General features: G+C 72.5%; 9 protein-coding genes and 1 pseudogene. 4 read left to right on the forward strand and 6 right to left on the reverse strand.

The features are described from left to right. Positions 1 to 355 precede the first annotated feature (355 nt). On the reverse strand, positions 356 to 2,245 hold the full coding sequence (locus tag AB0958_RS36620; RefSeq protein ID WP_366894787.1) for an RICIN domain-containing protein: 1,890 nt from the start codon (positions 2,243 to 2,245) through the stop codon (positions 356 to 358). 414 nt (positions 2,246 to 2,659) lie between these two features. Between AB0958_RS36620 and galU the strand changes: the two genes are divergently transcribed. Continuing rightward, positions 2,660 to 3,613, forward strand: a complete 954-nt coding sequence (gene galU / locus AB0958_RS36625; protein ID WP_366894789.1) for a UTP--glucose-1-phosphate uridylyltransferase GalU — start codon at positions 2,660 to 2,662, stop codon at positions 3,611 to 3,613. Positions 3,614 to 3,682: 69 nt separating this feature from the next. Here galU and AB0958_RS36630 read toward each other — a convergent pair whose 3' ends face one another. Next, the gene (locus AB0958_RS36630; protein ID WP_366894797.1) at positions 3,683 to 4,120 is read right to left on the reverse strand and encodes a DUF4442 domain-containing protein; all 438 of its coding nucleotides are present in this window, start codon (positions 4,118 to 4,120) and stop codon (positions 3,683 to 3,685) included. A 98-nt stretch (positions 4,121 to 4,218) separates the two neighbouring features. Here AB0958_RS36630 and AB0958_RS36635 point away from each other — a divergent pair, with 98 nt between their 5' ends. Beyond that, positions 4,219 to 5,280 carry a hypothetical protein gene (locus tag AB0958_RS36635; protein ID WP_366894790.1) on the forward strand — a complete coding sequence of 354 codons (1,062 nt, stop codon included), beginning with the start codon at positions 4,219 to 4,221 and terminating at the stop codon, positions 5,278 to 5,280. 68 nt (positions 5,281 to 5,348) lie between these two features. Beyond that, positions 5,349 to 6,659, forward strand: coding sequence for an MFS transporter (locus AB0958_RS36640; RefSeq protein WP_366894791.1), 1,311 nt, complete (start codon positions 5,349 to 5,351; stop codon positions 6,657 to 6,659). On the opposite strand, the gene AB0958_RS36645 is transcribed toward AB0958_RS36640, so the two are convergent. Continuing rightward, the gene (locus tag AB0958_RS36645) at positions 6,621 to 7,466 is read right to left on the reverse strand and encodes a fused MFS/spermidine synthase (RefSeq protein WP_366894792.1); all 846 of its coding nucleotides are present in this window, start codon (positions 7,464 to 7,466) and stop codon (positions 6,621 to 6,623) included. The two genes, AB0958_RS36640 and AB0958_RS36645, sit on opposite strands and share 39 nt — an antisense overlap. 94 nt (positions 7,467 to 7,560) lie before the next feature. Then, the gene (tuf, locus tag AB0958_RS36650) at positions 7,561 to 8,736 is read right to left on the reverse strand and encodes an elongation factor Tu (RefSeq protein WP_366894793.1); all 1,176 of its coding nucleotides are present in this window, start codon (positions 8,734 to 8,736) and stop codon (positions 7,561 to 7,563) included. Positions 8,737 to 9,072: 336 nt separating this feature from the next. On the opposite strand from tuf, the gene AB0958_RS36655 reads away from it, so the two are divergent. Beyond that, entirely contained in the window at positions 9,073 to 9,843 is a 771-nt protein-coding gene (locus AB0958_RS36655) for a TVP38/TMEM64 family protein (protein ID WP_366894794.1), read from the forward strand. 38 nt (positions 9,844 to 9,881) lie between these two features. Here AB0958_RS36655 and AB0958_RS36660 read toward each other — a convergent pair whose 3' ends face one another. Further along, entirely contained in the window at positions 9,882 to 10,208 is a 327-nt protein-coding gene (locus AB0958_RS36660; RefSeq protein ID WP_366894795.1) for a hypothetical protein, read from the reverse strand. Positions 10,209 to 10,357: 149 nt separating this feature from the next. After that, positions 10,358 to 10,685, reverse strand: a pseudogene (locus tag AB0958_RS36665) (hypothetical protein); the annotation flags it as partial.

Below are 10,685 nucleotides of genomic sequence, written 5' to 3' on the forward strand. Positions count from 1 at the left end.
AAAATCCGAGCAATCCCCTGCGGATCAGGGACCGCGAGCCGCACGGAGCACTGCCGCCACACCGCCACAAGCGCGTCAAAGCACCCAGGCGATTCATCCCGCCCTCACCCTGGCGCAACGTGCGGTGCCGTGGCGCAGAGCTCTGTAAATTCGGGGTGTCCGAGGCCCGCTGGCTCGATCGTGGCACACCGGAAACCCATACCGCACAGTCCTGCACGAACCCCGCACCAAGCCGACAGAAACCTGACTCCAACTGCATCGCTTCAATTGAAACGCACAGTCGGGAAAATTATCGTAAATCCTTGAAGTAAACGGTCGGAGAGCTCCCGCTCGCCGACCGTTCGTCGACGGGGATTCAGCGGTGACCGTGCGCGCCGCGACCCGCACGGTCACCGGCTGCGGCGACGAGCAGGCTCCCCGTCCCGCGCACGACGTCCGTCACGGGCTTCGGCACGGAGCCCCGCACCGCACCGGCCGCCGCGGTGAGCGTCCCCACGGGCCCCACGGGCTCCGCCTGCCCGACCGCGCCGACGGGCGCGGCCGGAACGACGGCGACGGGACGGCCGGGGGCCCCGGCCCGCACGACCCGCGTGCCGTACGGCTCCGGTGGCGCACCGGGTGCCTCCACCGCCGCAGCCGCGGACCCGGGGGACCCGGTGGACCCGCCCTGCCGTGAAGGGGGCGTCACCCTCGGAGCGGCCACGTGCGGCACCGCCGTGTCGTCGCCCGCCGGTCGCAGGTCCCAGCGCTGCCCGACCGACCCGTCGCGGCGGGCCACCACCACCTGGGCGGCGTCCGCGGCCAGCGCGAGGCCCTTGTCCCAGCGGAGCAGGAGTTCACCGCGCACCGTGAGGTCGTACGACACCTCCCCCGCGTGCACCAGGCAGCCGGAGACCACGACACCGCGGGTGCCGGGATCGGCGGTGAGGCACAGGGTGGGCTCGAGCGCGCTGCGCAGCATGCCGTCCTCCTGGTACGACCACTGCTGGGACCCGGCGTCCGAACAGGTGTCGAGACGCAGTTCGGCGCCCGCCCGCACGAGGCCGCCGCGCACGTCGGCACAGAGCCCGGTGCCGAGGCTGCGCAGTCGGCCCTGGGCGATCTCGGCGGGTTCGCCCGCCGAGGCCGGCGACGGAGAGGCCGCGGCGGGCGGGTGGGCGGTGGGGCCGGTCCGGGTGACGCCCACGACCGGGGCGCCCCAGGTGGTGGCGCCGGGGTGCGCGACGCCGTTGTCGTCCGACCAGCCCTTGGCCGCGAGCACGGTCGCGAGCAGCACGAGGGAGACCAGGCCGACGCCGACCCCGACGGCCAGCGCCTTGCGCCGGCTTCCCTCCGGCACCGTGCGGTGCCGTCCGCCCGGCGCGGCCTGCCGCTCCGGTGCGGCGCCGGCCGGCCACGCCTCGACGGCCACGCCCCGGCCGGCCCGGGTGTCGAGGTAGCGGCGGGCTCCCCAGCCGAGCACGGTCTCGGCGAGCAGGAACTCCAGACCGCCGTCGAAGTGGCTCAGCTGTTCGGCGGCGTGCCGGCAGTACCGGCACTCGGCGAGATGCCGTTGCACATCGGGGAGCAGCGAGCCGCCTCGGCGCAGGGGGACGTCGAGGAGACGGTTGTAGAAACGGCATTCCTTCGAGGGCGCGAGTTCCCGGTGGGCGCGCACCAGGCCGGTCCTGAATTGCTCGCGTGCCTGGTCGAGGGCGGCCGTCGCGGTAGGCACGTCGACACCCAGCAGACCAGCGGGTATGTTTATGGGTTCGGCTTCCACCTCGGTGTGCCACAAGAGGCATTGCGACGCTGCGGGAAGCGCCCGGAAAGCGCGCTCGGCGAGTTGCCGCCTTTCCGGGGTTCCGGGCTTCGCGGCACTGAGTCCGCGACCGCCGGTGGTTCTGCGCAGTTCCGGTACGACCACGGAGATGGCTTCGTCGGCGGCCCACGCCCGGACCGTCTCCCGTACGGCCACGAGCAGCTGCGGACGGAGGGCGCCGCCGACCGCGCCGCCGGCCAGCCGGCCGAGGACCCGCTCGAAGGCCGCGCTGGCGACCAGTTGCGCGGCGGGTGTGGCGGAGGCGAGGCAGACGACGGCGTACTCGCAGGTGGCGCGCCAGTGTCTGGTCAGCAGCAGGGCGACGGCGTGGTGTCTGGCGGCCGGGTCCGCGGTGAGCTGGGCGACGAGATCGCGGTCGGACTCCCCCGGCGTCGTACCGGGGCGAGGCGGGTAAGGCGGTCGTGGGGGGTAGGGGGAGTGCACTGAACCATTTCCTTCCGACCCGCAGGACGGCATGCGAAATGGCGCCCTGGGGAATGCAGTGCCTGATTGGTGCGTACCTTGTGGAGCCCATAAGGACCGGCCTGACGGCCGTGCAGGCCTCTGGGCCCTCCCGCGGGGAGGCTCACCTTCGCACACGCCGCTCACAGGAAACAAGAAGTCGGGATGACTGAAGTTCAAAGTCGCGGCAATTCCAATAAGTTACCGGCGGTATCCCCATCTTGATTGGATTCAGCGGTCGCACAGGTTCAACTTGTGTGCGTCACCTTCCGGATGGGACACGAAATCTTCAACTCCGCGGCGTCCTCCGGTACGGCGGACGGCAGTCGGCGTTCCACAGCCCTCTGACACGTTTCTCTCGGCCTGCTCTCATCCCGGTGGACCACGATGTGCCGCATGATCGCCCCCCGCTCCTCCCCCGCCCCCGCGTCCCCCCGGCCGGTGCGCAAGGCCGTGGTCCCGGCCGCCGGGCTCGGCACCCGCTTCCTGCCCGCCACCAAGGCGACACCGAAGGAGATGCTGCCGGTCGTGGACAAGCCGGCCATCCAGTACGTCGTCGAGGAGGCCGCGAAGGCCGGGCTCGACGACATCCTCATGGTCACCGGACGGCACAAGCGGGCCATCGAGGACCACTTCGACCACGCCTTCGAGCTGGAACAGGCGCTGGCCGCCAAGGGCGACACCGTCCGCCTGGACGCGGTACGCGACCCGGCCCGGCTCGCCGACATCCACCACATCCGCCAGGGCGACCCGCTCGGCCTCGGCCACGCGGTGCTGTGCGCCAGGCACCACGTGGGCGACCAGCCCTTCGCGGTACTCCTCGGTGACGACCTGATCGACGCCCGCGAGACCCTGCTCAGCCGGATGCTGGACGTCCGCGACCGCTTCCGGGGCAGTGTCGTGGCCCTGATGGAGGTCGACCCCTCGCAGGTCCACCTGTACGGCTGCGCCGCCGTCGAGGCCACCGACGAGGACGGGGTGGTGAGGGTGACCGGGCTGGTGGAGAAGCCGTCCCCGGAGAACGCCCCGAGCACCTACGCGGTCATCGGCCGCTACGTCCTCGACCCGCAGGTATTCGAGGTGCTGGAGCGGACCGCGCCCGGCCGGGGCGGCGAGATCCAGCTGACCGACGCGCTACAGGAGTTGGCGGTCGGCGGGACGGTGCACGGGGTGGTCTTCGACGGGCTGCGCTACGACACCGGGGACAAGGGCGACTACCTGCGCACGGTGGTCCGTCTGGCCAGCGAACGTCCTGATCTGGGGCCCGAGTTCACGGCGTGGCTCAAGGAGTTCGTGGCGGGTCTGGCCCAGGAGGACGGGGCCGGCCGGGAAGAGCGCCGCGCCGCCTGAGCAACCCCTCGTGAAGGACGGGGTGAGGGCCCGGCGGCCCGCACCCCGTCCGGCGTTCCGACGCCGGGGTCAGCTGTTGGGGCGCAGGGTCCAGACAACGGTCATCTCACCCGTGACCGCGCCGTCCTCGCGCGTGATGGCGACGGCGACCGGGAACTCGGGCCGCCCGCCCGCGTCCAGTTCGGCGACGACGTCGGCGATCGGGCGGCCCAGGGTGGCGGTGGCCGTGACCGGGCCGAGGGCGACCTTCCGGTAGGCGATCTCGGCGCTGACCGCGAGCGGCACGGCCCGGGAGAGCTGGTCGCCGAAGGCGGCGAGGACGACCGCCCCGCTGGCGGACTCGGCGAGGGTGAACATCGCACCGGCGTGCGGGCCGCCGATGTGGTTGTGGAACTCGCCCTGGTCCGGAAGCGACAGCACGGCCCGCTCCGGAGTCGTCTCCAGGTACTCCAGGTTGAGGGTCCGCACCATCGGGACCGTGGCGGCGAGCATCTCGCCGATCGACATCTGGTCTGTGCTCATGACCGCATGTTACTCACGGGTAGCACCACCTGGCCAGAGCCGGGGGCCGTGCCGTGCGCCGGGCGGCACTAGGGTTACCAGCCATGTGGCCAGAACAGCAGCCGCCAGGGGGCGAGCAGAACCCGCAGGGCAACCCGTACCGGCAACCGGGTTACCAGCAGCCGAATCCTTACCAGCAGCCCGGTTACCAGCAGTATCCGCAGCCGGGCGGGTACGGGCAGCAGCCGCAGCCGGGCGGGTACGGGCAGCAGCCGCAGCCGGCCGGGTACGGACAGCAGCCGCAGTGGGGTCCGCCGGGGCCCGCCGGCGCGCCGCAGGGACCGCAGGGCGGGGGTGGGGGCAACCGCACCAAGGTGGTCGCGATCATCGCGGCCGCGGCCGTCGTGGTGGCGGCCGGGGTGACCGGTTTCCTGGTGCTCGGCGGCACGAAGGACGACAAGGCGGACAGCGGCAAGAACCAGAAGACGAGCCAGTCGCCTTCGGCGACCGCGTCCGCCTCGGCCTCCGCCTCGGGCGACGACAACCCGCGCGGCGACGGCACCGGCGAGAAGCCGACGATCGCGGGCTGGAAGACCGTCGTGAACCCCAAGTGGGGCACGGCCTTCGACGTGCCCGCCGACTGGGAGGTGCTGTCCTCGGGCACCTCCGTCGGCTTCGAGGACAAGGAGGGCAAGCCGATCATCACCATGTCGGCGCCCGCCCAGTACAAGTCGAAGTGGTGCACGAGCGACGACGACAAGGACGGCCGGACCGAGGACACCGCCCTGGCGGCGGTCGGCACCAAGGGCGAGAGCGGCGCGAAGACCCCGGGCGACGCGGCCGTCAGGGAGGTGCCCTGGTGGGTGTACGGCGGCTACACGTATCCGGACAAGAAGAGCATCGGCTACGACAAGAAGGCCACCGCCTACACCACCGCGTCGGGCCTCAAGGGCGCCTACGCCTGGGCCCGCTCGACCGGCACCCCGGCCAAGGGCAAGTGCGCGAGTGACGGCAAGGCGCTCACCTTCGGGTTCGAGAACTCGGCCGGGGACCTGGTGTCCTGGGACTTCTACGGCGCCAAGGGCGTCAACGGCGAGGTCCCGACAGCGACGATCATGAAGATCCTCAGCACGGTCCGGCTGCACGGCACCCCGACCGGGGGCTGACCCGATCCCGGGCTCGACGACGCCCAATTGGTTTGGCAAGCCCTGTCCCGGCCGGGGATAGTCAGGCGGTGACCTCCACCTCCGACTCCCCCGGCAACCCCGCCCGCCCGCGCAGACCCGCCTGGGCCGGCCGCAACTACAGCCTGCTGACCGCGGCGGCGATCGTGACGAGCCTGGGCGCCAACGGCTCGCTGATCGCCGCCGCGTTCGCGGTGCTGGACGCGGGCGGCGACGCCGGGGACGTCGGCCTGGTGGCCGCCGCGCGCACCCTCCCGCTGGTGCTGTTCCTGCTCGTCGGGGGCGCGGTGGCGGACCGTTTCCCACGCCATCGGGTGATGGTCGCGGCCAACGCCCTGAACTTCCTCTCCCAGGGCGCCTTCGCCGCCATGGTCCTCGTGGGCGAGCCCCGGCTGTGGCAGATGATGCTGCTCACCGCGCTGGGCGGCACCGGCCAGGCGTTCTTCAGCCCGGCGGCGGAGGGGATGCTGCTGTCCTCGGTGAGCGGGGAGCAGGCGGGGCGGGCGTTCGCCGTGTTCCGGATGGCGATGCAGGGGGCCGCCCTGGGCGGTGCGGCCCTCGGCGGCGCACTGGTGGCGGCGGTGGGCCCCGGCTGGGTGCTGGCGGTGGACGCCGCGGCGTTCGCGGTCGCCGGGACGCTGCGTTCGTTCCTCGACGTCAGCCATGTCCCGCCGCGGGCCCCGGGCGGCGGGATGCTGGCGGACCTGCGGGACGGCTGGCGTGAGTTCACGGGCCGCCCCTGGCTGTGGGGCATCGTCGTCCAGTTCTCGATCGCGAACGCGGTGCTGGGCGCCGCCGACGCGGTCTACGGCCCGCTGGTGGCCCGCGACAGCCTCGGCGGCCCGGGGCCCTGGGGTCTCGCCCTGGGCGCGTTCGGCGCGGGCACCGCGGCAGGCGCCCTCCTGATGACCCGCTGGAAGCCCCGCCGGCTGCTGTTCGTCGGCACCCTGTGCGTCTTCCCGCTGGCCCTGCCCTCCGCGGCCCTGGCGGTACCGGTGCCGGTGGGCGTCCTCTACGTGGTGATGTTCGCGGCCGGGATGACGGTGGAGGTCTTCGGCGTCTCCTGGATGACCGCGCTGCACCAGGAGATACCCGAGGAGAAGCTCTCCCGGGTCTCGGCGTACGACTGGTTCGGCTCGGTCTCCCTGCTGCCGCTGGCGACGGCGCTGGCGGGCCCCGCGGAGGAGGCCTTCGGCCTGGGCCCGGCGTTGTGGGGCTGCGCGATCGTGATCGTCGTCGTCACGGCCGCGGTGCTGCTCGTCCCGGACGTCCGCAACCTCACCCGCCGTACGGTCCCGGTCACCGCGCGGCCCGCCGCCGCCTCACCCGATGCCGAACGTTCCGCCGGGGGGCTCGGGTGACGGCACCGCGTCCGCGTCCCCGACCGGCCGGGCACCTCCCAGGAACTCCCTGAGCGCGGGGCCGTGTTCGACCCTCGCCGGGAAGGCGTCGGCGGCCGTGCGGCGGGCCAGCGCCCCGGCGTCGATCGGCCGGTGCGAGGCGATGAGCACCGCGTTCCCGAATCGTCGGCCGCGCAGCACCCCCGGCTCGGCGATGACCGCCAGCTCCTCGAACACCGCCGCGAACGTGGCGAGTTGCGAACGCAGGAAGGCGAAGGGGGCGGAGTCCGCGAGGTTCGCCAGGTACACCCCGTCGGCGCGCAGCACCCGCTCGGCCTCCCGCGCGTAGCCCAGCGAGGTCAGGTGCGCGGGGATCCGGGATCCGCCGAAGACATCGCCGATGATCACGTCGGCCGAGCCCCCGGGCGCCGCTTCCAGCCAGCCCCGGGCGTCGGCGGCGTGCAGGGCGATCCCGGCGTCGTCCGCCAGCGGCAGATGCTCGGTGACGAGGTCGAGCAGCCCCCGGTCGGCGTCGACGACGTCCTGCCGGGACCCGGCCCTGGTCGCCGCCACGTACCGGGGCAGGGTGAGCGCGCCACCGCCGAGATGCAGCACGTCGAGAGCCGCCCCGGCCTCGGCCACGGCATCCAGCACGTACCCGAGCCGCCGCGCGTACTCGAACTCCAGGTACGTCGGTTCGTCGAGGTCGACGTACGACTGCGGCGCCCCGTCCACGGTCAGCAACCAGGCCCGCTCCCGATCGACGTCGGGCATCAACTTGGCGGTGCCGTACTCGGTGACACGCACGACGGGTATGGAATCGTTCACTTCTCCATTGTGCGATGCGCAGGTCCGCCCGGGGGTGCGGGGAACCGCGCGACCGGCCTCCACCGGCCCGCGGTCCCCCTCGTACCGCAACCGCCTACGGACCCTGGACGGCGGTCACCGTCCCCGCCCCCACGGTCCGGCCCCCCTCTCGGATCGCGAACCCGAGCCCCGCCTCCAGCGGCACCTCCCGCCCCAGTTCCACGGTCATCTCCACCGTGTCCCCGGGCCGGGCGACCGCCACCTCGCCGAGGTCGACGTCCCCGACCACGTCCGCGGTACGGATGTAGAACTGCGGCCGGTACCCCGTCGCGACCGGAGTGGTGCGTCCCCCTTCACGCCCCGACAGCACGTACACCCGCGCCGAGAACCGCCGCGCCGGCACCACGCTCCCCGGCGCCGCGACCACGTGCCCCCGCCGCACCGCGTCCCGCGGCACCCCGCGCAGCAGCAGCGCCACGTTGTCCCCGGCCTGCGCCTCGTCCATCGGCTTCCCGAAGGTCTCCAGACCCGTGACGACGGTCTCGACGTCCGCGCCGAGCACCTCGATCCGGTCCCCGACCCGCACGGTGCCCCGCTCGACGGCCCCGGTCACCACGGTCCCCCGTCCGGTGATGGTCAGCACGTTCTCCACCGGCAGCAGGAACGGCGCGTCCAGGTACCGCTCCGGCATCGGCACATAGGTGTCCACCGCGTCGAGCAGCGCCTCGATCGACGCCGTCCAACGCGGGTCCCCCTCCAGCGCCTTGAGTCCGGAGACCCGCACGACGGGCACCGAGTCGCCGCCGTAGCCGTGCGCGCCGAGCAGTTCGCGGACCTCCAGCTCGACGAGCTCCACCAGCTCCTCGTCGGCCGAGTCCGCCTTGTTCAGCGCCACCACCACGTGGTCCACGCCCACCTGCCGGGCGAGCAGCACGTGTTCGGCGGTCTGCGGCATGATCCCGTCGAGCGCGGAGACGACGAGGATCGCCCCGTCCAGCTGCGCGGCCCCGGTGACCATGTTCTTGACGTAGTCGGCGTGGCCCGGCATGTCCACGTGGGCGTAGTGCCGGGTGTCCGTCTCGTACTCGACGTGCGCGATGTTGATGGTGATGCCGCGGGCGGCCTCCTCCGGGGCCCGGTCGATGCGGTCGAACGGCACGAAGGTGCCGGTGCCGCGCTCGGCGAGGACCTTGGTGATGGCGGCGGTCAGGGTGGTCTTGCCGTGGTCGACATGGCCCATCGTGCCGATGTTGAGATGCGGTTTGGTGCGGACGTACGCCGTCTTGGGCATGGCTGTACCTCGAAGCCTCTTCGGTACGGAGAGACGCCTCGTCGGACGCGAGACGCGGGGACCCCGGGGAACTCGCCGACCCTCCCCCTGCGGGGTCCGCCGGACGTTCCGGGGAGGGTCAGCTTCGGGCGCCGTCGGCAGCGGCCGTGAGGAACGGGACGGCAGCCTTCGGCGCATCCGCGACTGCGGACGCTGCGACGAGGAAGGCGTACCGGAACATGACGCAGATCATTGCCGATGCGTCGCCGCACGTCGAACGGTTTTCCGTGCCCCTGGTCCGCCCAACGGACGGCGACCGTACGGCGATCACACGTCCGCGTCGGCTAGTGTCGCCTGATGCTCGATGCCAACCGCTCTGGCACCGCCACGGCCCCTCCCCGGGCCACCGCCACGGAGCTCGCCGTCGCCGTCGCCGTTCCTCCGCCGCCGGGCTTCGCGAGCCGGTGCACGAGAGTGCTGCTCTCGCCGTGGTCCCGGCTCTCCCTGCTGGTCGCCCTGCTCGCGGCGGGCGGGGCGTCGGTACTGCTCTTCGAGCCGCAGAAGCTCATGACCCACGGCTGGCCGCCCCAGGCTCGGGGCGGCACCGCCCTGGTGATCTTCATCGTGGCGTACGGTCTGGTCACCGTGGCGTTCGTGCCCCGGCCCTTTCTGAACCTCGCGGCCGGCGCGCTCTTCGGCTCGGCCCTGGGCATGGGCGCCGCCATGGCCGGCACCGTCCTCGGCGCGTGGATCTCCTTCGCGCTCGGCCGGATGCTCGGCCAGGACGCCCTGCGTCCGCTGCTGCGCGGTCGTCTGCTGAAGGCGGCGGACAACCAGTTCAGCAGACACGGCTTCCGTTCGATGCTGGCGGTACGCCTGTTCCCCGGGGTCCCGTTCTGGGCCGCGAACTACGCCGCGGCTGTCTCCCGCATGCGGTACGCCCCGTTCCTGCTGGCGACGGCCCTCGGCTCGATCCCCAACGTGGCCGCCTACGTGGTGGCGGGCGCCCGCGCCTCCACCCCGACGTCCCCGGTGTTCCTGATCTCCGTGGCGGCCATCGTCGTCCCGGCGGTGGCGGGCGCCGTGGTCGCCTGGCGGAAACGCCACCACCTGCGCGGCCCGCGGTAGGCGGACGGCTTCCCCCGTCCGCGCGGGGTCCGTACCGATCACTGGGTCCCGTTGCCGGTGGTGTTCGCGGCCGGGGCGACGCCGAGGTTGTTGAAGATGGGAATGTTGTTGTTGATGATGATGACGTTGCCGCTCCCCTGGCTGCTTCCACGGCCGCTTTCCTGACGCCCGGAGTCGCCGTAGTGGCCGGAGTCGCCGTAGCCGCCGTAGTGGCTGTGTCCGCCGGAGCGGCTGTAGCCGTAGTGACCGCCGCCGCCCGTGTGCGCCGGGGCGGCGAACGCGCTCGTCGGCAGCAGCACTCCACCGGCGGCCAGGGCGGTCGTCGCGGTGAACATCGCCAGACGTCGGGTACGCGTGCGGGTCATGGTGATTCTCCTTCAACGGGAAATGAGCGGATGAGGGCTTGTGTTTCCATTGGGCCCGGACGAGCGGCCCACGTCATGCTCCGGAAATTCGGGGCTTGACATACGGCGGTGCGGCCGAGACGATGCCCCGCTCGGCCGCACGCCGCCGCTCAGTTGTTGAAGACCGGCACGTTGGTGACCGTGCCTCCGCCATTGCCATTGTTGAAGACCGGGACGTTGGTGACCGTGCCCCCGCCGTTGCCGTTGTTGAAGACGGGGACGTTGGTGACCGTGCCCCCGCCGTTGCCGTTGTTGAAGACCGGGACGTTGGTGACCGTGCCCCCGCCCCCGTTTCCGTGGTGGTGATGGCTGGGGGCCATGGTCACGGCGCCGGTGTGCGCCGGGGCGGCGAACGCGCTGGTGGGGATCAGTGCCCCGCCCGCGGCCAGCGCGGTCGAAGCGGTCAGGACGGCGATACGAGTAAAACGCGGCATGGGA

The sequence above is a fragment of the Streptomyces sp. NPDC006655 genome, assembly GCF_040703965.1.
Classification (GTDB): Bacteria; Actinomycetota; Actinomycetes; order Streptomycetales; family Streptomycetaceae; genus Streptomyces.

Coding starts and splice junctions, on each gene's coding strand:
- galU (WP_366894789.1), top strand. CDS start 2,660: ATGATCGCCCCCCGCTCCTCCCCCGCCCCCGCGTCCCCCCGGCCGGTG.
- AB0958_RS36630 (WP_366894797.1), bottom strand. CDS start 4,120: ATGTCGATCGGCGAGATGCTCGCCGCCACGGTCCCGATGGTGCGGACC.
- AB0958_RS36635 (WP_366894790.1), top strand. CDS start 4,219: ATGTGGCCAGAACAGCAGCCGCCAGGGGGCGAGCAGAACCCGCAGGGC.
- tuf (WP_366894793.1), bottom strand. CDS start 8,736: ATGCCCAAGACGGCGTACGTCCGCACCAAACCGCATCTCAACATCGGC.
- AB0958_RS36655 (WP_366894794.1), top strand. CDS start 9,073: ATGCTCGATGCCAACCGCTCTGGCACCGCCACGGCCCCTCCCCGGGCC.
- AB0958_RS36660 (WP_366894795.1), bottom strand. CDS start 10,208: ATGACCCGCACGCGTACCCGACGTCTGGCGATGTTCACCGCGACGACC.